The following is a 21,299-nucleotide window of genomic DNA, read 5'->3' as shown; positions in this document are numbered from 1 at the left end:
GTACGGACGGTTGGGCGAGTACGCACTCACCGTAGCCGCGTGAACCGGCCACCGGGGAAGAACGTCAACTCCCCTGTGCGAAATCACCCTTGAGGGCGTAGCTGAGTCCCTGGTCGAGGCCGGTGCTCATCCCCCGGCGGAACGCGCTGTCGTACGCGCGGTCCCCGAGCGTCGCCCGCGCCCGGCGCTCGCACTCCTCGCGCAGGGCGGTCAGCCGGGGCGCTCCCATCTGCGCTTTTCCGACGGTACGCCAGCACTCCTGGCCGATGCCGAGCACCAGGGCGCCGTCCTCGCCCTCGCCCTGGGCGGCCAGCGCGCAGGCGAGCAGGTCGAGGCCGAGCGCGATGCCGAAGCTGTCGTGGAGCAGCCGCTTGCCGGCGAGCATCGCGCGCGCGTGCTCGGCGGCCTCGTCGGGCCGGCCGAGCGCCAGCGCGGTGACGGCGATCATGTAGTCGGCGTAGGCCCGCATCCAGCGCTCGCCGCGTGCGGCGCACTGGTCGCGCAGCCAGATCGCCTCGGCGGCGGCCTCGGGGTAGCGGGCGAGATTGGTGAGGGCGTAGATCCGGGCGAGCACGCACAGGGCGAGGCCGGACGAGAAGTCGATGTCGGCCGCGTCGATGGCCGGGGTGCACACCTCAAGCGCGCCCTCGGGGTCGCCCGGCATCAGGATGGCCCCGCCGAGCAGATAGGCGGCGCGCAGCCGGGACTCGGTGTCGGCGGCGGCCTCGGCGCACCGCCGACCGAGCCGCAGGGCGGTCTCCATGTCGCCCTGGAGGAACGCGGTCATGCCGAGCGCCCACAGCGCCCGGTCGCGGGCCGGGCCGGGTTCGGGGGCAAGCGCCAGGGCGCGCTCCAGGTGGTCGCGGCCCTCGCGCAGGTGCCCGCAGCAGAACCAGAAGAACCAGAGCGAGGCCGCCATGTCGAGTGCATCGGCCGGGTCGGTGGCGAGCAGATGCTCCAACGCGGTGCGCAGATCGGCGTGTTCGGCGGTGAGCCGTTCGTACCACTCCAGCTGGTCCGGGCCCATCCAGCCCGCCTCGGCCGCGTGCGCGAGGCGGCGGCAGCGCTCGGCGTGCCGACGGGCGACCTCGTCCTCCTCGCCGAGCTCGCGCAGCCACTGGCGGCCGTACTCGCGGATGGTGTCCAGCATCCGGTAGCCGGAGCGTCCGCAGTGCGCCCTGGCGCGTACGACGGACTTGGCGTCCAGGCCCGTGAGCGCCGCGGCCACGTCGTCGGGGCGCAGCGGACCGCCCGCGGCGACGTCCCGGGCGGCCGCCAGGTCGAAGCCTCCGGCGAACACGGAGAGCCGGGCCCACAGCAGGCGTTCGAGCGGCGCGCACAGCTCGTGGCTCCAGCCGATGGTGGTGCGCATGGTCTGGTGGCGCGGCAGCCGGGCGGCCCCGGTGTCGGCCAGGACCTCGAACCGTGAGTCGAGCCGTTCGGCCAGCTGCTCCACGGTCCACAACCGCAGCCGGGCGCCCGCGAGTTCGATGGCCAGCGGGATGCCGTCGAGTCTGCGGCAGACGGCGACGGCCGCCGCCGCGCGGGCCGGGGAGTCGAAGGAGCCGGGCGAGAGGTGCGGGACCGCTTCGGCGGCGCGCTGTTTGAAGAGGGTGAGCGCCGCGCCCTCGGGCGGCAGCGGGCTCAGCGAGAAGACACGTTCCTCCGGGCGGCCGAGCCGCTGCCGGCTGGTGACCAGGACGGTGAGCCCGGGTGAGGTCTGCAGGAGCTCGCCGATCAGGTGGCCGCTGGCCGAGACCAGGTGCTCGCAGGTGTCCAGGACCAGCAGGAGCTGTTTGTCGCCGAGCCACCCGCACAGCGCCTCGGCGGCGGTGCGGGTGCTCTGTTCGGCGACGGGCAGCCGGTCGGCGACGGTGGCGGCGAGCAGCGCGGGATCGCACAGCGGGGACAGTTCCACCCACCACACCCCGTCGCGGCAGTACTCCAGGCGCTCGCGCGCGGCCCGCAGCGCGAGCCGGGACTTGCCGACACCGCCCGGTCCGGTGACCGTGACCAGCCGGTTGCGGCGCAAAAGCCCGTCCAGGGTAGCCAGTTCCACCGACCGGCCGACAAAACTCGTGGTCTCCGCTGGAAGATTCCCCAACACGGGCACAGTGTGGACCAGAGGATGACCGGGTCCCGCCCCCATCGCACGCTTCAACCGAAAACGGCCACAAAGAGACCAGGAGCGGTCACCGAGCAGCTGATGACGATCGCCGATCCGCCATCAATGCAAGCCGCCTGCTCACTTCCGTACGCGTGCGGTGGAGCCGCGCACCACCAGCTCGGGCTGGAAGACGAACTCCGTGCGCTGGACCGGGTTTCCGTGGATCTCCTCAAGCAGCGCGCCGACCGCGGCCGTCGCCATCGCCTGGACGGGCTGGCGGACCGTGGTCAGCGGCGGGTCGGTGAAGGCGATCAGCTGGGAGTCGTCGAAGCCCACCACCGACACGTCGCCGGGCACCGCGAACCCGCGCTCGCGGGCCGCGCGGATCACCCCGAGCGCCATCATGTCGCTGGCGCAGACCACCCCCGTACAGCCCTGGTCGAGCAGCGCGCCCGCCGCCACCTGTCCGCCCTCGACGCTGAAGAGCGTGTGCCGGATGTATGCGGCGGCCTCCCCGCCGCGCAGCCCCAGGCGCTCCCCCAGCGCCGCCGTGAATCCCTCGGCCTTGCGCCGCGAGGGCACATAGCGCGGCGGGCCCGCCGCCAGACCGATCCGGGTGTGGCCGAGGTCCGCGAGATGGCGCACGGCCATCGCCATCGCCGCGTGGTCGTCGGGCGAGACGAAGGGCGCGGGGATCCGGTCGTTGTACCCGTTGACCAGCACGAACGGCACCTGGCGCTCGGCCAGCGCCAGATAGCGGGCGGGGTCGGTGGCGGTGTCGGCGTGCAGCCCCGAGAGGAACACGATGCCGTTGACCCCGCGCTCCTCCAGCTGCTCGACCAGCTCGTCCTCGGTCGCCCCGCCGGGCAGCTGGGTGCAGAGCACCGGGGTGTAGCCGTGCCCGGCGAGCACCTGCTCCACGGCCTGCGCGAAGGCCGGGAAGATCGGGTTGGTGAGCTCCGGGGTCACCAACCCGATCAGCCCGGCGCTGCGCCGGCGCAGCCGAGCGGGCCGCTCCCAGCCGAGCACGTCGAGCGCCGCGAGCACCCGCTGGCGGGTGGGGTCGGCGACACCCGGGCGCCCGTTGAGCACCCGGCTGACGGTGGCCTCGCTGACGGCCGCCTGGGCGGCGATGTCGGCGAGGCGCGGACCGGCCTCGGTCACATCGTCCACCACACCGTGGTGTCACCGGGAAGCTCGAACTCGCTCCCGTCCCGGACGACTTCACCGCTGGCGAGCAGGACGTCGCCGCGCACGGGCATCCGTACGGCGTCGGCCGTCAGATTGACCGTGCAGACGAACCCGTCCCGGGCGAAGGCCAGCACGCCCTCGGGCGCCTCCAGCCACTGGACGGCCGTGCCCCGGCCGAGCCCGGGGTGCGTGCGGCGGACGGCGAGGGCGGAGCGGTAGAGCTCCAGGGTGGAGGAGGAGTCGCCCTCCTGCGCCTCGACGCTCAGCTTCCCCCAGTCGGCGGGCTGCGGCAGCCAGCTGCCACCGCTCCCGAAGCCGTACGAGGACCCGTCGACGGTCCACGGGATCGGCACCCGGCACCCGTCCCGGAACCCGTCCTGCCCCTCCGCGCGGAAGAAGGAGGGGTCCTGGCGCACCTCGTCGGGCAGATCGGTGACGTCCGGGAGGCCCAGCTCCTCGCCCTGGTAGATATACGCGGATCCCGGCAGCGCCAGCATCAGAAGCGTGGCGGCCCGGGCTCGGCGCAGCCCGAGCGCGCGGTCACCGGGCGTACGCAACTGGGTGCCGAGCCCGCTCGGGTTGGCGAACCGGGTGGCGTGCCGGGTCACGTCATGGTTGGACAGCACCCAGGTGGCGGGAGCGCCGACGGGCAGCATGGCGGCGAGAGAGTCGTCGATGACCTCGCGCAGCGCCTCTGCGTCCCAAGGGGCGCCAAGGTACTGGAAGTTGAACGCCTGGTGGAGCTCGTCCGGGCGTACGTACAGGGCCGTGCGGTCGGCCGACGGCGTCCACGCCTCGGCGACGGCGATGCGCTCGCCCGGGTACTCGGCGAGGATGCGGCGCCAGGAGCGGTAGATCTCGTGGACGCCGTCCTGGTCGAAGAACGGCATGACATCGTTGCCCAGCAGCTTGAGCTGGTCGGCGCCGCCGATGTCGGGCAGCCCCGCCGCCTTCACCAGGCCGTGGGCGACGTCGACGCGGAACCCGTCCACGCCCATGTCCAGCCAGAACCGCAGGATCGAGCGGAACTCGTCGGCGACGGCGGGGTGCTCCCAGTTGAAGTCGGGCTGCTCCGGGGCGAAGAGGTGGAGGTACCACTCGCCGTCGGGACCGGACGTACGGGTCCAGGCGGGACCGCCGAAGATGGACTCCCAGTCATTGGGCGGCAGTTCGCCGTTCTCACCGCGCCCCGGCCGGAAGTGGTACCGCGCGCGCAGCGCCGATCCCGGCCCTTCCTTCAGCGCCCGCTTGAACCACTCGTGCTGGTCGGAGGAGTGGTTGGGCACCAGGTCCACGATGATCCGCAGCCCGAGCGCGTGCGCGTCGCGGATGAGGGCGTCGGCGTCGTGCAGGGTGCCGAACATCGGGTCGATGGCGCGGTAGTCGGCGACGTCGTAGCCGGCGTCGGCCTGCGGGGAGGCGTAGAAGGGGGAGAGCCAGACGGCGTCGACGCCGAGGTCGCGCAGATACGGCAGCCGCGACCGCACGCCTTCGAGGTCGCCCATGCCGTCCCCGTCGGCGTCGGCGAAGCTGCGCGGATAGACCTGGTAGATCACGGCGTCCTGCCACCAGGTGGTGTGGGTGTCGGCGGGGGCGGATGCGGTGAGGTGCGGGGTCATGGTTTCCCTGGGTCGGTGGTGGTTGGTGGTGTACGGGGGGGGCCGGGGGGTCCGGGGGGGCGACACCTGCGGCGGGCGGCCCCCACCCCGCCCCTTCCCGGCTGTGACATGTGCGGCTCCGCCGCGTGGCCTGGGCGGGCGGCCGGTTGATGGGCGGAGGCAGCTACCTGGGGGCTACACCCCCGGACCCCGAGCGGGACCTGCGGCCCCGCGCGGGCGATTCCCCCACCCCGCCCCTTCCCGAAAGCTCTGGGCGAGCGGCCGGGTGGTAGGCGGAGGCGGTTACCCGGGGGCTACGCCCCCGGACCCCCCGGCGGGGCCTGCGGCCCCTGCACCCCGCTGGAGTACGCGGTGCCGCGACCCTCATCCCCCAAGGGGCGCGGGGAACTGCGCGACCAGCCCCCACCGGCCCGCAGGCGGAAAACGACGCCTCCGGGGCGCAAGCCCCGCCGGGGAGCGGGGCGGAACCCCGGCGGGGAGTCTGGTGGGGGCCCGGGGCGGAGCCCCGTGGCGGGGTGCGGGGGCGGAGCCCCCGTCCGGGGGGGGCCGGGGCACAGCCCCAGGGAGACCCCCCACCCACCCTCGGAGAGTTAAGGGAACGGGCGGGGTGGGGGTCATCCCTTTGTGGCCCCCGCCGTCATCCCCGCCACCAAATGCTTCTGCGCGAACAGGAAGAACACCGCCGCCGGAATCGCGATCAGCACCGACGCCGCAGTCATCGGCCCCCAGTTCGCCGTGTACTGGGTGACGAACGTCTGCAACCCGCCCGCCAGCGTCAGATGCTCGTCCCCGACCATGAACGCCGACGCGTACGCGACCTCACCCCACGCCGTGATGAAGGAGTAGAACGCCGTCACCGCGAGCCCCGGCTTCGCGAGCGGCAGGATCAGCCGCCAGAACGTGCCGAACGGGTTCAGCCCGTCCACCCGCCCCGACTCGTCGATCTCCACCGGGATCCCGTCGAAGAACCCCTTCATCATCCACGCGCAGAACGGCACGGCGATCGTCAGATACGTGATGATCAGGCCCACCGGCTGGTTCAGCAGCCCCAGTTGGCCCATCAGGTTGTAGAGGGGGACGATCAGGATCGCCATCGGGAACATCTGCGTGATGAGCAGCGTCCACATCAGGGGCCGCATGCCGGGGAACTTGAAGCGGCTCACCGCGTACCCCGTCGTCGCGGAGATGAACACGCCGAGCACCGTCGTCACCCCGGCGATCAGCGCCGAGTTCCCGAACCAGGTGAAGAAGCTCGTCTTGTCCACCAGGTAGCGGTAGTTGTCGAGCGTCGTGTCCTTGAAGAAGTCCGTGGTCATCGCGTACTTCGCCGGCTTCAGCGAGGTCAGCAGCACCCACAGCACCGGGAAGACCGCGATGATCGAGGCGACGACGAGCGTCGCGTGCAGGCCGACGGAAGCCAGCGGCGACCGCTTGCCGCGCACCGCCCCGTCGCGTGCGGAACGTACGGAACGTCCTGAACGTCCGGACTTCATCGTCACCACACCTCACCCTGCTTGCGCAGCGACCGCCGGTACACCAGCGCGAAGATCATCAGAACCGCCAGGATCAGCACGCCCCACGTCGCCGACCCCGCGAAGTCGCGCGGGCTCTCCACGAACGCCTGCCGGAACGCCTGCGTCACCAGGATCTCGGTGGAGTCGCCTGGACCGCCCCGGGTGAGCAGGAAGATCACCGGGAACATGTTGAAGGTCCAGATCGTGGAGAGCAGGATCACCGTGGACGACACGCCCCGCAGACCCGGCACCGTGATGTGCACGAACCGCTTCCAGGGCCCGGCCCCGTCCATCTCCGCCGCCTCGTACAGCTCGCCGGGGATCGACTGGAGGCCGCCCAGGAGCGCCACCATCATGAAGGGCACGCCCAGCCAGACGTTGACCGCGATCACCGAGACCTTGGCCCACGTCGGGTCGTCCAGCCACGGGACGGCCGAGATGCCGCCGCCGTCGAGGACCTTGTTCAGCAGGCCGTTGTCCCGGTTGAACAGGAACCGCCAGGCGAACACCGAGACGAAGCCCGGCACCGCCCACGGCAGGATCAGCATCATCCGGTAGGCCGCGCGGCCCCGGAACTGCCGGTTGAGCATGTTCGCCAGGCCCAGGCCGAGCAGGAACGTGATGGAGACGCAGCACACCGTCCACACCACGGTCCACACGAGCCGCTGCACGAACACGGGGTCCTGCAGCACGCTCGCATAGTTGTCGAACCCGACGAACTTGTACGTCGCCGCGATGTGGTTGGCGCCGATCGTCCGGCCGACGTTGCGCTCGTTGGCGTCGGTCAGCGACAGGTAGACGCCCCGGCCGAGCGGCCAGCCGATGATCACCCCGAGGACGATCACCACGGGGGCGACCATCGTCCAGGCGTACCAGTGCGTCGAGAGCGCGCGCCGCAGCCGGCCCGGGCGCTCGCCGGTCGCACGGCCCCGGCCGCGGGCGCTCGCGCCCGCGGCCTTCGCCGTCGACCGGTCGGTGTGGACAGTCATGTCAGGGACTACCTATCTCCGTACCGTCTCCGTACCTGCCGGACCTGCCGACTCGCCTGTTACTTCCAGCCCTTGAGGATCTTGCGGAAGGCGTCGCCGGACGCCTTGGCCGCGTCCTCAGGCGACGAGGCGCCGGTGACGGCCTTGGTGTACTGGAGCTTCAGCGGCTCGAAGAGGGAGCCGTTCTCCGGGATCCAGGCGCGCTCGACGGCCTTGTCGACGGCCGGCTTGAAGAACTGGACCATCTCGTTGGACTTGACGTCCGGCTGGTCGTACGCGGCGGTCCGGGTCGGCAGCAGGCTGAGCGCCTTGGTGGTCTGCACCTGGACGTTCTGCGAGGTCAGGTAGTCGACGAAGGCGTGCGAGGCCGCGAGGTTCTTGGAGCCCGCGTAGACCGCGAGGTCGTGGCCGCCCTGCGGGGCGCCCTGGGCGGCGGAACCGGCCGGGACCGCGGCGATGCCGAGGTTGGACTTGTCCTTGAACTGGTCGCCGGCGTAGGCGTCGGCGACGGCCCAGGGGCCGTTGACCATCATGGCGACGTTGCCCGACTTGAAGGCGGTCTCCATGTTGTTCCAGCCGTCGGTGGCGTTGGTGATCGCGGCGCCGGAGGTGACCAGGTCACGGGCGGCCTTGAACGCCTTGACGCCGGTCGGGCCGTCGACGGTGACCTTCTTGTTCTTGGCGTCGACGAGGTCGCCGCCCTCGCCGTAGATGAACGGCAGGAACCAGTACGAGTCGTCGCCGCGCAGGTACAGACCCGTCTTGCCGGTCTTGGCCTTGATCGCGGCGGCCGCGGTCTTCACCTCGTCGAGCGTCTTGGGCGGCTGGACACCGGCGTCCTTGAGCATCTTCTTGTTGTAGAAGAGGCCGAGCGTGTCGATGACCTGCGGTACGGCGTACATCGTGCCGTCGTACTTGCCGCTGGCGGCGGCCTGCTTGAGGAACGCGGAGTCCACTTCCTTGGCCTTGGCGTCCGGGACCTTGTCCAGGTAGCCGAGGGAGGCGAAGTCGGCGACCCAGCCGACGTCGGCGCGGATGACGTCCGGCGCGTCCGAGCCGCTGCCGAAGGCGTTCTTGATCTTGTTCTGCGCGTCGCCGTACGGCACGTTGACGTACTTGACGGTGACCTTGGGGTGCTGCGCGTGGAAGTCCTCGGCGATCTTCTGGAACGTCGCCTTCTCAGTGTCGTTCGAGGTGTCCCACCAGGTCACGGTGCCGGAGAGCTCGCCCGAGCTCTTCTTGTCACCGCTGTCACTGCTGTCACTGCCGCCGCAAGCCGTCGCCGCGAGCGCCAGTGTCGCGACCAGCGCGGTGGCCGCTATGCCACGTCGCATGTGAACTCCTTCAACGGGTGCCGCGCCATCACGGCGCCGGGATCGCCAGGAACGTAACAAGGATGAAAGAAGACCGAAAGACCTTGCGAAGAATTTCTGCAAGGCGGGTCGATCGTTACATCCGCGTGTCCACACGGTTGCCGTCGCGCGCCTTGTCAGGGCGGCTCACGGCACTCCACGGGCACGACAGAGGGGTCGGCACCGGGCTTGCAAGACTTCCGCAAGACCTTGCAGAACTGTTACCTTCGCGGTGCAGCGGCGTTGATCCCGTAGGCGCAGGACACCGTTTCAGGCCACTGGAGAGGGACCCGTTTATGACGCAGGAGCTGACCACGCCCCCCGCCACCGCGGGCCGCACCCCCGACACCGACACCCCCGCCCCCGGCTGGTGGCGCGACGCCGTCATCTACCAGGTGTACGTCCGCTCCTTCGCGGACAGTGACGGCGACGGCATCGGCGACCTGCCCGGCATCCGGGCCCGCCTCCCGCACCTCGCGGCGCTCGGCGCGGACGCCGTCTGGCTCACCCCGTTCTACGCCTCCCCGCAGGCCGACGGCGGCTACGACGTGGCCGACTACCGGGCCGTCGACCCGCTCTTCGGCACCCTCCAGGACGCCGACGACCTGGTCCGCGAGGCCCACCGCCTCGGCCTGCGCGTCATCGTCGACATCGTCCCCAACCACACCTCCGACCAGCACGGCTGGTTCCGCGCGGCGCTCGCCGGCGGCCCCGAGCGCGACCGCTACCACTTCCACCCCGGCAAGCGCTCGGCCGTGCCCGCCCAGGGCCCCGCCGCGCCGCCCAACGACTGGGAGTCTGTCTTCGGCGGCCCCGCCTGGACCCGTACCGAGGACGGGGACTGGTATCTGCACCTGTTCGCGCCCGAGCAGCCCGACCTCAACTGGGAACACCCGGACGTCCGGGCCGAGTTCGAGTCCGTACTGCGGTTCTGGCTGGACCTCGGCGTCGACGGCTTCCGGATCGACGTGGCCCACGGCATGGTCAAGGCCGAGGGGCTGCCCGACATCGGCGCCCGCGAGCAGGCCAAGCTGATCGGCGCCCAGGAGCTGCCGTTCTTCGACCAGGACGGCGTCCACGAGATCCACCGCTCCTGGCGCCGCCTGCTCGACTCCTACGACGGACAGCGCATCGCGGTCGCCGAGGCATGGGCCCCCTCACCGGAGCGCCTGGCCCTGTACGTACGGCCGGACGAGCTGCACCAGGCGTTCAACTTCCAGTTCCTGAACTGCCCTTGGGACGCGGCCCGGATGCGGGAGGTCGTCGACGCCTCGCTCGCCGCGACCCGCTCGGTCGGCGCCCCCACCACCTGGGTGCTCTCCAACCACGACGTGGTGCGCCATCCGACCCGGTACGGCGGCGGCGAGCAGGGTCTGCGCCGAGCGCGGGCCGCGGCGCTGCTGATGCTGGCGCTGCCCGGGTCCGCGTACCTCTACCAGGGCGAGGAGCTGGGCCTGCCCGAGGTGACGGACCTGCCCGACGAGGTGCGCCAGGACCCCTCCTTCTTCCGGGCCGAGGGCCAGGACGGGTTCCGGGACGGGTGCCGGGTGCCGATCCCGTGGACCGCGGACGGGTCCTCGTACGGCTTCGGCAGCGGTGGCAGCTGGCTGCCCCAGCCCGCCGACTGGGCCGGGTTCAGCGTCGAGGCGCAGACCGGCGACCCGCGTTCCACCCTGGAGCTCTACCGCTCCGCGCTCGCCCTGCGCCGGCGGCTCCCGGGGCTCGGCGACGGCGAGATGGAGTGGCTGGACACGCCCGGGGACCTGCTGGCGTTCACCCGTACCGGGTTCGTGTGCACGGTCAACACCGGCGCCGAGGCGGCCGAACTGGCCGTCCCGGGACGGCCGCTGATCGCCACCGCTCCCCTGGAGTTCACCGGCGGTATTGTCACGATCCCCGCCGAATCCGCCGTCTGGTGGGCAATCTGACGTGCGACCGGTACAGTCCAACCCCGTGACCGCACGGCTTGCCGACATCGCAGCCCAGGCGGGGGTCAGCGAAGCCACAGTCAGCCGCGTGCTCAACGGCAAGCCCGGTGTGGCCGCGGGCACCCGCGAATCCGTGCTGGCCGCGCTCGACGTCCTCGGCTACGAACGGCCGGTGCGGCTGCGCCGCCGCAGCGCCGGTCTGGTCGGTCTGATAACGCCGGAGCTGGAGAACCCGATCTTCCCGGCGCTCGCCCAGGTCATCGGCCAGTCGCTCACCCGCCAGGGATACACCCCGGTCCTCGCGACCCAGACCCCCGGCGGCTCCACCGAGGACGAGCTCACCGAGATGCTGGTCGACCGGGGTGTCTCCGGCATCATCTTCGTCTCCGGTCTGCACGCCGACACCACGGCCGACATGGACCGCTACGAGCAACTGCGCGCCCAGGGCGTCCCGTACGTCCTGGTCGACGGCTTCTCGCCCAAGGTGCAGGCGCCGTTCATCTCGCCCGACGACCGGGCGGCGATGCGGCTGGCGGTGACGCATCTCGCCGCGCTCGGCCACACCCGGATCGGACTTGCGGTCGGGCCCAAGCGGTTCGTCCCCGTCCTGCGCAAGATCGAGGGGTTCACGGCGGCGATGGAGGACCGGCTCGGGCTCTCCCCCGCCGACGCCGAGTCGCTGGTGCAGCACTCGCTGTACACCCTGGAGGGCGGCCAGGCGGCGACCACCGCGCTCATCGCGCAGGGCTGCACCGCGATCGTCTGCGCCAGCGACATGATGGCGCTCGGCGCGATCCGCGCCGCCCGCCAGTCCGGGCTCGACGTACCGAGGGACATCTCGGTCGTCGGGTTCGACGACTCGCCCCTCATAGCGTTCACGGATCCACCGCTGACCACGATCCGCAAGCCGGTCACGGCCATGGGGCAGGCGGCCGTCCGCGCGCTCCTGGAGGAGATCGGCGGCACCCCCGCTCCGCACAGCGAGTTCGTGTTCATGCCGGAGCTGGTGGTTCGCGGTTCAACGGCCTCCGGTCCCACCACCAAGTAGGGCTCTTCCCACCGTCGAGCAGGGCTCGACTGGGCCTCTGAGAACGTCCGGAATAAACTCGGTGTAAGGGTCGGTCCGTCGTCCCTGGGGAGTAGGGATGCGGACCGAACCCGACCGGAGGATGATCGGCACGGGGTATGTCCGTCTGGCAGACTCTCTCGCTATGGGTGAAATGACCGTGAAGACACAGGAAGGTACGGCGGACACCCCGTCGACCGGCCCGTCGGCTGCGTCCACCCCATCCGTCCCGGACGACCCGTCGCCGCCGGTCCCGGCCTCCGCCCCCTCGCTGCTACGGCGCCTGCGCACCCCGCGCAGACCCCGTCTCTGGTTCGAAATCCTCTTGATCGCGGTGAGTTACTGGACGTACTCACTGATCCGCAACGCGGTCCCCGAACAAAAGTCGCAGGCACTCGACAACGCCGACTGGATCTGGTCGGTCGAGCGCCACCTCGGCATCGCGGTGGAGCAGTCCGTCAACCACGCCGTCAACTCGGCGACATGGCTCATCGTAGGGATGAACTACTACTACGCCACGCTCCACTTCGTGGTGACGATCGGCGTCCTGGTGTGGCTCTTCCGCTACCACCCCGGGCGCTACGCGGCGTCCCGGCTGATCCTCTTCGCCACCACGGGCGTCGCCCTCGTCGGCTACTACTTCTACCCGCTGGCGCCGCCCCGCCTGATGAACGGCGGCAGCTTCATCGACACCGTCCTGGTCCACCAGACCTGGGGCTCGATGGCGTCGGGCGACCTGAAGAACATGTCGAACCAGTACGCCGCGATGCCGTCGATGCACATCGGCTGGTCCCTGTGGTGCGGCCTGACGATCTTCGCACTGGCGAAGGCTCCCTGGGCGAAGATCCTGGGCCTGCTCTACCCCGCGGCGACCCTGCTGGTGATCGTCTCCACCGCCAACCACTTCTGGCTGGACGCGGTGGGCGGCGTCCTGTGCCTCTCGTTCGGCTTCCTGATCTCGTACGCCTGGTACGGCAAGCTCCCGCACCGCCTGTCGCAGCGCGTCCAGAACGCGCCACGCGGCCGCGTGGTGGCGGGCACCTCACGCGCGTAACCGGTTCTCACCAGGTCCCTCCCGGCCCGCTGCGGATAGGCTCGTCCTGAGCTTGATCCGGCGCGGAGCCGGGCACGGTGGCAGTGGGAGGCGGCGGGATGACGGCGGTGCCGGGGCGCAGAAGCAGCACCTTCACCAGGCTGCTGCGGTACGGCTTCACCGACCCGTCGGCGGCCGAGCGCCGCCTGGACGCCCCGGAGCTCGCCTCGGTGCGCACCGATCCGGTCCTCCTGGACGCGCTGGGCGCCACCGCCGACCCCGATCTGGCGCTCGCGGGCCTCGTACGGATCGTGGAGGCGCAGGATCCGGCCGAGCGGCGCACGCTCCTCGACACCCTGATCACCGCCAAGCCGCTGCGGGACCGCCTGCTCGGGGTCCTGGGGGCCTCCGAGGCGCTGGCCGACCATCTGGCCCGGCATCCGCACGACTGGCACGCCCTGGTCACCTATGAGGCGGCGGACCTGCATCCGGGCCTCGCCGAGTTCGAGCGGGGCCTGGCCGGGGCCGACGACCCGGTGACGCTGCGGATCGCCTACCGGCGGTGCCTGCTGGCCATAGCGGCCCGTGATGTGTGCGGGACCACCGATATGGCCGAGACGGCGGCCGAGCTCGCCGACCTCGCCACGGCCACCCTGCGCGCGGCCCTCGCCATCGCCCGGACCGCCGCCCCCGCCGACGCGGAGCTGTGCCGGCTCGCGGTGATAGCGATGGGCAAGTGCGGCGGCCATGAACTGAACTACGTCTCCGACGTAGACGTGATCTTCGTCGGGGAACCGGCCGAGGGCGCCGACGAGCGCAAGGCGGTCCAGGCCGCCACCCGGCTCGCCTCGCATCTGATGCGGATCTGCTCGGAGACCACCGTCGAGGGCACCATCTGGCCCGTGGACGCCAATCTGCGCCCCGAGGGCCGCAACGGGCCGCTGGTACGCACGCTCTCCTCGCATCTCGCGTACTACCAGCGCTGGGCGAAGACCTGGGAGTTCCAGGCACTGCTCAAGGCCCGCCCGGTGGCCGGTGACCCGGAGCTCGGCCTCGCCTACATCGAGGCGGTCTCCCCGCTGGTGTGGCAGGCCGCCGAGCGGGACAATTTCGTCAGCGACGTGCAGCGGATGCGCCGCCGGGTCGTCGACAACATCCCGGCCGCGCAGGTCGAGCGCGAGCTGAAGCTGGGGCCCGGCGGGCTGCGGGACGTCGAGTTCGCCGTCCAGCTGCTCCAGCTGGTGCACGGGCGCAGCGACGCGACTTTGCACAGCGGAACCACCCTGGACGCGCTCGGCGCGCTCGCGGCCGGCGGCTATGTGGGCCGCGCGGACGCCGCCCAGCTCGACGAGGCGTACCGCTTCCTGCGCGCGATGGAGCACCGCATCCAGCTGTACCGGCTGCGCCGCACGCATCTGGTGCCCGAGGACGAGGCAGATCTGCGGCGCCTGGGCCGTTCGCTGGGGCTGCGCACCGAGCCCGTGACCACCCTCAACCGGGAGTGGAAGAAGCACGCGGCCGTGGTGCGCCGGCTGCACGAGAAGCTGTTCTACCGGCCGCTGCTGGACGCCGTCGCCCAGCTCGCGCCCGGCGAGACCCGGCTCAGCCCGCGCGCGGCCGGCCAGCGCCTTGAGGCCCTGGGCTACGCGGACCCGGCGGCGGCGCTGCGGCACCTGGAGGCGCTGTCCTCGGGCGTCACGCGCAAGGCGGCCATCCAGCGCACCCTGCTGCCCGTGCTGCTCGGCTGGTTCGCCGACTCCGCCGACCCGGACGCGGGCCTGCTCGGCTTCCGCAAGGTGTCGGACGCGCTCGGCAAGACCCCGTGGTACCTGCGGCTGCTGCGCGACGAGGGCGCGGCCGCCGAGAACCTGGCCCGGGTGCTCTCGGCCGGCCGTCTCGCCCCCGACCTGCTGCTCCGCGCCCCCGAGGCGGTGGCGCTGCTCGGCGACCCGGAGGGCCTGAAGCCGCGCGGCCGCGAACATCTGGAGCAGGAGGTGCTGGCCGCCGTGGGCCGCGCCGAGACGGCCGAGGGCGCGGTCGCCGCGGCCCGTGGCGTACGGCGCAGAGAGCTGTTCCGGACAGCCGCCGCCGACCTCATCGGCTCGTACGGCACCGAGGACAGCCCCGCCGAGCCGGACCCGGGCGCGCTGGTCGACCGGGTCGGCAACGCGGTCACCGATCTGAACGCGGCGACGCTGGCGGGCGCGCTGCGGGCGGCCGTGCGGGCGGAGTGGGGCGAGACCCTGCCGACCCGGTTCGCGGTGATCGGCATGGGCCGCTTCGGCGGGCACGAGCTGGGCTACGGCTCGGACGCGGACGTGCTGTTCGTCCACGAGCCGCGCGAGTTCGTGGACGAGCAGGAGGCGTCGAAGACCGCCACCCGGGTCATCACCGAGATGCGCCGCCTGCTCCAACTCCCCACCGCCGACCCGCCGTTGCTGATAGACGCCGATCTGCGCCCCGAGGGCAAGAGCGGCCCGATGGCACGCACGCTCGGCTCGTACGCCGCGTACTACCGCCGCTGGTCGCTGGTGTGGGAGAGCCAGGCGCTGCTGCGCGCCGAGCCGATGGCGGGCGACGCGGAGCTGGGGCGCCGGTTCATCGAGCTGATCGACCCGCTGCGCTACCCGGCCGAGGGCCTGGGCGAGGACGCGGTACGGGAGATACGGCGGCTCAAGGCCCGGATGGAGTCGGAGCGCATGCCGCGCGGCGCCGACCCGACGCTGCACACCAAGCTCGGCCGGGGCGGGCTCTCGGACGTCGAGTGGACGGTCCAGCTGTTCCAGATGCAGCACGGCAGGGCCGAGCCCGGCCTGCGCACCACCCGCACCCGCGACGCCCTGTCGGCGGCGCACGCGGCGGGCCTGATCGCGACCGAGGACGCGGAGATACTGGACGAGGCGTGGGTGCTGGCGACGCGGGTGCGCAACGGGGTGATGCTGGTGCGGGGGCGTGCGGGCGACACGTTCCCGTCCGACGGCCGCGAGCTCGCGGCGGTCGGCCGCTACCTCGGCTACGAGCCGGGCCATGTCGGGGACATGCTGGACGACTACCGCCGGGTTACGCGGCGGGCGCGGGCGGTGGTGGAACGGTTGTTCTACGGGGCGTAGGGTTTTTGGCAGGGGCGGCTTCGGCTGCGGACCGTGCTGGGTTGCTCGCGCAGTTCCCCGCGCCCCTAACTACCTAGGGGCGCGGGGAACTGCGCGACCAGCCCAAGACGGCGCGCGGACAACGAACAACCCCAACCGTTCCCACTACCTTCACCCGCACGGATCTTCCCGTCTTCAACAGCCCGCCCTAACCTCTCGGTGCACCGCCCCCACATTCCCCCCTCACCGGAGGTACCGACGTGTCCGGCTGGTCCATACCCCGCCGCCGTACCCGCACCGCCCTCTTCTCAGCCGTCGGCCTCGTGGCCGCGTCCGCCGGCCTGTGGGCCGGGCTGGGCGGTACGTCCTCCGCACACGCGGCGGCGAGCGTCCCCACCCCCGACCACACGGTCGTCGTGGTCTTCGAGAACCACGCGTACAACCAGGTCATCGGAAGCTCCAGCGCCCCGTACATCAACTCGCTGAAGAGCGGCGGCGCCAACCTCTCGCAGACGTTCGCCGAGACGCACCCCAGCCAGCCCAACTACTACGCGATGTTCTCCGGCTCCACGCAGGGCATCACGGACGACAGCTGCGTCACCCCGGGCTTCTCCTCCGCGCCCAACCTGGCGTCCGAGGTGCTGGCCGCGGGCAAGACCTGGGCGAGCTACAACGAGTCGCTGCCGAGCCAGGGCTCGACCGTGTGCACCAGCGGCAAGTACGCGCAGAAGCACAACCCGTGGTTCGGCTTCTCCAACGTCCCGACGTCGAGCGCGAAGACGTTCACGCAGTTCCCGACGGACTACAGCACGCTGCCGACGGTCTCGTACGTGACGCCCAACCTGTGCAGCGACATGCACGACTGCTCGGTCTCGACCGGTGACACCTGGCTGAAGAACAACCTGGGCGCGTACGCGACCTGGGCCAAGACCCACAACAGCCTGCTCGTCGTCACCTTCGACGAGGACAACCGGCTGGCGGGCAACCGGATCCCGACCGTCCTGTACGGCCAGCCGGTGACGCCGGGCTCGTCGTCCTCGACGACGTACAACCACTACAACATCCTGCGCACGATCGAGGACATGTACGGCACCACGCACGCCGGCCAGGCCGCCAACGCCTCGGACATCACGGGCATCTGGGCTTCCTGACGTGTACGTAGCAGACAGCCGCAGCACCCCTGCGGCGGCCGCCGCCCGGCTCACCACCGGGCGGCGCTCCGCCGTGGCGCCCACGGTGCTCGCGCTCGGCGCGGTCAGCCTGATCACCGATGTCTCCTCCGAGATGGTCACGGCCGTCCTGCCGCTCTACCTGGTCACGGGCCTGGGCCTGACCCCGCTCGGCTTCGGCCTCCTGGACGGCGTCTACAACGGCTTCAGCGCGCTCGTCCGCCTGGTCGGCGGGCATCTGGCCGACCGGGGCGGGCGCCACAAGTCGGTCGCGGTGCTCGGCTACGGACTGTCGGCGGTGTGCAAACCCCTGCTGCTCGTGGCGGGTTCGCTGCCGGTGATCGGGGCGGTGCTCGCGGTCGACCGGACCGGCAAGGGGCTGCGCACGGCCCCGCGCGACGCGCTGATCTCGCTGGCGTCGGCGCCGGAGGCGCGCGGGCGGGCGTTCGGTGTGCACCGCGCGATGGACACGGCGGGCGCGCTGCTCGGCCCGCTGGCGGCGTTCCTGATCCTGCGTCAGGCGGTCGACGGCTATGACGCGGTGTTCACCGTGAGCTTCTGCGTGGCAGCGGTGGGCGTCCTCGTCCTGCTGCTCTTCGTGCCCGCGCGCACCGCCCCCGAGCGGGCGCCGGGCGCGCCGCGCCCGTCCCTGAAGGCGGCGCTCGCGCTCCTCGCCGAGCGGGACGTACGCCGACTGACCCTCTGCGCCCTGCTGTTGGGCCTGGCCACGGTCAGCGACTCGTTCGTCTATCTGCTGCTCCAGCGGCGCCTGGACGTGCCGGACCGCTGGTTCGCGCTGCTGCCGCTGGGCACGGCGGCCGCGTTCCTGCTGCTCGCGGTCCCGCTGGGCCGGCTCGCCGACCGGGTGGGCCGCTGGCGGGTCTTCCTCGGCGGCCACGCGGCCCTGCTGTGCGCGTACGGCCTGCTGCTGCCGGGCCGGCAGGGCGCGGCGCTGCCGTACGTCGTGCTCGCCCTGCACGGTCTGTTCTACGCGGCGACCGACGGCGTCCTGATGGCCGCGGCGGCGGGTGCGGTACCGGCCGAACTCCGTTCCAGCGGCCTCGCGTTGATCCAGACCGGCCAGGCGTCGGCCCGTTTCGTCTGCTCGATCGCGTTCGGGGCGGCGTGGACGGCGTGGGGCGACCGCACCGCGCTCTCCACGGCGGCGCTGGCCCTGACCGCGTGCGCGGCGGGGGCGATGCTGCTGCGGCCGACGGATGCGGCGGCTTCGACGCGGGAGGCGGCCGCGTGAGAGCGCACCCCGAGGCGGCGACCGCCCGTACGACCACGGCCGAGGAGCCCCCCGCATGACCCTGCGCAACAAGCTGCTGATCCTCGCGACGGCCCTGGTCGTCCTCGCGGGGGTGGCCGTCGCGTCCGTGCTGCACGCGTCGAGCCGGGCGGACCGCAAGAACCAGGTGCAGGCGGACGGCCCGCCGGTGAACGCCGGACAGGTGTCGCTCGCCCAGGACGCCGGGCGCCGGATCGTCTTCCGCAACATGGCCTGGGGCCCGCACCGCGACGAGCTCGCCACGGTCCCGGCAGGCGATCCGTCGGGGCCGCGCACCGCGTCCGGGGTGAAGTGCCTGCGCTTCTACGCGGCCGGCGGGACCGGGGTGTGCCTGCGGGCCGAGCGGGGCGCGGTGCAGACGACGTACCGCGCGGTGATCCTGGACGCGCGCCTCAAGGAGCGCGCGCACTACGACATCCCGGGCATTCCGACCCGGGCCCGCGTCTCGCCCTCGGGCCGGCTGGCCGCCTGGACGGTCTTCGTCGGCGGCGACTCGTACGCGGGCACCAACTTCTCGACCCGCACGGCGATCCTGGACACGAGGACGGGTCAACTCACCAAGACCCTGGAGGACTTCACGATCGAGCGCGACGGCAGGACGTACCACGCCTCGGACGTCAACTTCTGGGGCGTCACCTTCGCGTCCGACGACCGCCACTTCTACGCGACGATGGCGACGTCCGGCAAGACGTACCTGATCAGCGGCGATCTGGAGACCCGCCGGGTCACCACCTCGCGCACCAACCTGGAGTGCCCGTCCCTCTCCCCCGACGGCACCCGCCTGGCCTTCAAGAAGCGCGTCCCCGGCCTCCCGTCGGACGCGCCCTGGCGCCTGTACGTCCTGGACCTGGCGACGATGCGCGAGACGCCGCTGGCGGAGCCGCGCAGCGTGGACGACCAGCTGGTCTGGCAGGACGACAAGACGGTCACGTACTCCCTGCCGGGCGACTACGGCGCGGACCTCTACACCCTCCCGGCCGACGGCACGGGCCAGCCCCACCGCCTCCTGACGGCGGGGCTGGCCCCGGCGTATCTGGGCTGAGGCCGATCCCTAGTCCTTGTGGAACCGGTACGACGCCCGCTCCATCTCCCGGACCTCGACCGCGAGATGGAGCCGTCGGCCCGCCGGGGCCGTCACGTGCTTGCGGGCGATGTCCAGGACCGTCTCGCTCAGCTTCTCGCGGGCCTGCTGGGTGCGGCCGGTGAGGATCGAGAGCTGGATGAAGACCACGTCGAGGTCGTCGTCGCCCTCACCGAAGTACGCCTCCTCGATACGGCGGAAGCGGGACTTGAAGGCCGTGGCCGGGGCGTCGACGATGGCCGGCGCGGCGGTGTGCACCTCGTTCGCGAAGGCCCGGCGGTCGAAGGTCTCGGCGAGGCGGTCGGAGTACTCGACGGTGACGAACGGCATGCTCAATCCTCTTCTCGCACGGCGGAACCGGCCGGCTCCCGGCGGCCGCGACCGGCCGCCCCGCCAGGCAGTATCCCTGGGCCGTCCGAACGCCCGGACGCCGGGAGGCCCGCCCCGGCGCGGGGGCGGGCCTCCTGCCCGTACGAGGGGCGCGGCAGCCGTCAGGACGGCTGGACCAGTCCGATGACGTTGCCGTCGGCGTCCTTCACGGACGCGGTCCGCCGCCCGCCGCCGACGTCCTGGACGTCCTGCAGCGGCTGGGCCCCCGCGTCGAGCAGCGCCTTCACGCTCTTCTCGATGTCGTCGACGTGCCAGTACGGAACCGGCCCCGTCATCCCCTTGCCGTGCCCGTTGGGGTCGAGCCCCACTTCCTGACCGGCCGCGTTGAACTGCACGTAATACGGCTCGTCCATCACGGGATCGGCGCCCAGAAGCCCGCTGAACAGGGCCTTCGCGGCGGCGATGTCCTTGACGGGATAGATGATCGTCTTGAGGCCTTGGGTCATGGGGATGTACTCCTCGAAGTGCGCGTCACGGGGCGGCTTCGCGCCCGCCCCTGCCATGACACACCCCACCGCCCGAACCCGCCCGCCGGGAGCACCCGAATGCCCCCGCGGGAGCCGGACGAGCTCAGCTGCCCACGATGATGCCGGAGATTTCCTCCTGGCGTCGCTTCAGTTTCTCGTATGTGGCTATGACGTCCCGCTCGAATTCACGAGGCCAGTTCGTCCTTGAGTGCCACAGATAGGGGACGCCCTCTTGCTTCCAGCGCAGGTGGCTGACACGCCAGGAGTTGTGGTGGTCGATGAAGGCGAGATACGACGCGGGCATGCGCGGAGCATCAATGAGATGCGCTTTCGATGACAGCAGACCTTGAATCGCCGCGTTCCTGGGCATCAGGTCATTGTCGACCCAGAAGAGCCAGGTGTCGAGGTCTTCAGGGCTCATCGACGGACCTATGATGCCGATGTTGCGGCCGACCGTCTCCTTGAAATCCCTGAACGATGCCGTCCCCTCGTGCAGCAGGAAGAACAGCGGCCCGTAAAGGTCTTCGAGTTGTCTTTCGATGTGCGACAACTTGGCCTTGTGCCTGTTCCTGTTGCGCTCGGACCGTTCAGAAAGAATGTGATTGACCAGCCATCCGATAGCGGCAGCTGTCGCCGCGATGGTGGCGGCCGTGATGGTGCTGTCCATGAATCCCCCGATGTCCCCGTTTGCCTCTGCCGACGAATCGACTCATGCCCCTTGACCATGCCCATGGCCAGGCCGCTCCGAGCTGCAGGGTACCGATGACGCCTGTCGCGATGGATCAGCTCGATGGGCGAATCCTTGGGGAGCAAGGTTTTTCAGGTGGCGGGGAGTTGGTAGGCGAGGACGAAGGCGTCGGCGGCCTCGACCGGGCGGCCGTCGATCAGGTAGCGGCGGACTCGGTTGAGGCGGCGGTGCGCTGGATACAGCCAACCCAAGCCGAGGGCTCCCACCATTGTCACGGGCCGACCGTCGCGGGTTGCTCTGACCGACGACGAACCTGGATGGCGTG

17 protein-coding genes are annotated in these 21,299 nt (G+C 71.4%); 7 read left to right on the top strand and 10 right to left on the bottom strand.

What is annotated here, in order from left to right; genetic code table 11:
• Positions 1-64 precede the first annotated feature (64 nt).
• The 6 genes from ACGFRG_RS09680 to ACGFRG_RS09655 form a co-directional block, all read right to left on the bottom strand.
• The gene (locus tag ACGFRG_RS09680; protein ID WP_361425147.1) at positions 65-2,059 is read right to left on the bottom strand and encodes an NB-ARC domain-containing protein; all 1,995 of its coding nucleotides are present in this window, start codon (positions 2,057-2,059) and stop codon (positions 65-67) included.
• Positions 2,060-2,245: 186 nt separating this feature from the next.
• Positions 2,246-3,280: a LacI family DNA-binding transcriptional regulator gene (locus ACGFRG_RS09675; RefSeq protein ID WP_361425150.1), complete on the bottom strand. Its 1,035-nt coding sequence runs from the start codon at positions 3,278-3,280 to the stop codon at positions 2,246-2,248.
• Positions 3,268-4,917 carry a glycoside hydrolase family 13 protein gene (locus ACGFRG_RS09670; protein ID WP_393262884.1) on the bottom strand — a complete coding sequence of 550 codons (1,650 nt, stop codon included), beginning with the start codon at positions 4,915-4,917 and terminating at the stop codon, positions 3,268-3,270. Before ACGFRG_RS09670 ends, ACGFRG_RS09675 begins: the two co-directional genes overlap by 13 nt.
• Before the next feature lie 614 nt (positions 4,918-5,531).
• Entirely contained in the window at positions 5,532-6,410 is an 879-nt protein-coding gene (locus ACGFRG_RS09665; protein ID WP_361425156.1) for a carbohydrate ABC transporter permease, read from the bottom strand.
• Positions 6,411-6,412: 2 nt separating this feature from the next.
• Positions 6,413-7,420: a sugar ABC transporter permease gene (locus tag ACGFRG_RS09660; protein WP_361425160.1), complete on the bottom strand. Its 1,008-nt coding sequence runs from the start codon at positions 7,418-7,420 to the stop codon at positions 6,413-6,415.
• A 59-nt stretch (positions 7,421-7,479) separates the two neighbouring features.
• Positions 7,480-8,754, bottom strand: coding sequence for an extracellular solute-binding protein (locus ACGFRG_RS09655; RefSeq protein WP_361425163.1), 1,275 nt, complete (start codon positions 8,752-8,754; stop codon positions 7,480-7,482).
• Between the two features lie 314 nt (positions 8,755-9,068).
• Between ACGFRG_RS09655 and ACGFRG_RS09650 the strand changes: the two genes are divergently transcribed.
• The 7 genes from ACGFRG_RS09650 (at position 9,069) to ACGFRG_RS09620 (ending at position 19,390) form a co-directional block, all read left to right on the top strand.
• Positions 9,069-10,700: a glycoside hydrolase family 13 protein gene (locus ACGFRG_RS09650; protein WP_393262880.1), complete on the top strand. Its 1,632-nt coding sequence runs from the start codon at positions 9,069-9,071 to the stop codon at positions 10,698-10,700.
• Between the two features lie 25 nt (positions 10,701-10,725).
• Complete coding sequence (locus ACGFRG_RS09645; RefSeq protein ID WP_361425169.1) at positions 10,726-11,748, top strand: LacI family DNA-binding transcriptional regulator; 1,023 nt, start codon at positions 10,726-10,728, stop codon at positions 11,746-11,748.
• A gap of 172 nt (positions 11,749-11,920) precedes the next feature.
• A complete protein-coding gene (locus ACGFRG_RS09640) occupies positions 11,921-12,820 on the top strand; it encodes a phosphatase PAP2 family protein (protein WP_393263308.1) in 900 nt (299 codons plus the stop codon).
• 98 nt (positions 12,821-12,918) lie between these two features.
• The gene (locus ACGFRG_RS09635) at positions 12,919-15,909 is read left to right on the top strand and encodes a bifunctional [glutamine synthetase] adenylyltransferase/[glutamine synthetase]-adenylyl-L-tyrosine phosphorylase (RefSeq protein ID WP_393263306.1); all 2,991 of its coding nucleotides are present in this window, start codon (positions 12,919-12,921) and stop codon (positions 15,907-15,909) included.
• Positions 15,910-16,148: 239 nt separating this feature from the next.
• Positions 16,149-17,039 (top strand): alkaline phosphatase family protein, encoded by an 891-nt coding sequence (locus ACGFRG_RS09630; protein ID WP_393262877.1) that lies wholly within the window; start codon positions 16,149-16,151, stop codon positions 17,037-17,039.
• A 1-nt stretch (position 17,040) separates the two neighbouring features.
• Positions 17,041-18,309: an MFS transporter gene (locus tag ACGFRG_RS09625; RefSeq protein ID WP_393262874.1), complete on the top strand. Its 1,269-nt coding sequence runs from the start codon at positions 17,041-17,043 to the stop codon at positions 18,307-18,309.
• 55 nt (positions 18,310-18,364) lie between these two features.
• Positions 18,365-19,390, top strand: coding sequence for a TolB family protein (locus ACGFRG_RS09620; RefSeq protein ID WP_393262872.1), 1,026 nt, complete (start codon positions 18,365-18,367; stop codon positions 19,388-19,390).
• Between the two features lie 9 nt (positions 19,391-19,399).
• Here ACGFRG_RS09620 and ACGFRG_RS09615 read toward each other — a convergent pair whose 3' ends face one another.
• From ACGFRG_RS09615 to ACGFRG_RS09600, 4 genes are all read right to left on the bottom strand, one after another.
• Positions 19,400-19,759: an isomerase gene (locus ACGFRG_RS09615; protein WP_361425184.1), complete on the bottom strand. Its 360-nt coding sequence runs from the start codon at positions 19,757-19,759 to the stop codon at positions 19,400-19,402.
• A 161-nt stretch (positions 19,760-19,920) separates the two neighbouring features.
• The gene (locus ACGFRG_RS09610; RefSeq protein ID WP_188277832.1) at positions 19,921-20,265 is read right to left on the bottom strand and encodes a VOC family protein; all 345 of its coding nucleotides are present in this window, start codon (positions 20,263-20,265) and stop codon (positions 19,921-19,923) included.
• A gap of 124 nt (positions 20,266-20,389) precedes the next feature.
• Positions 20,390-20,953, bottom strand: coding sequence for a hypothetical protein (locus tag ACGFRG_RS09605; RefSeq protein WP_393262869.1), 564 nt, complete (start codon positions 20,951-20,953; stop codon positions 20,390-20,392).
• Between the two features lie 152 nt (positions 20,954-21,105).
• Complete coding sequence (locus ACGFRG_RS09600; RefSeq protein WP_393262866.1) at positions 21,106-21,249, bottom strand: hypothetical protein; 144 nt, start codon at positions 21,247-21,249, stop codon at positions 21,106-21,108.
• Between the last annotated feature and the right edge of the window lie 50 nt (positions 21,250-21,299).

Source organism: Streptomyces sp. NPDC048696 (assembly GCF_043198895.1).
In the GTDB taxonomy this organism is placed as follows: domain Bacteria; phylum Actinomycetota; class Actinomycetes; order Streptomycetales; family Streptomycetaceae; genus Streptomyces.
Note: the sequence above shows the minus strand (reverse complement) of the source record. Positions and strands in the feature narration are given on the sequence as shown.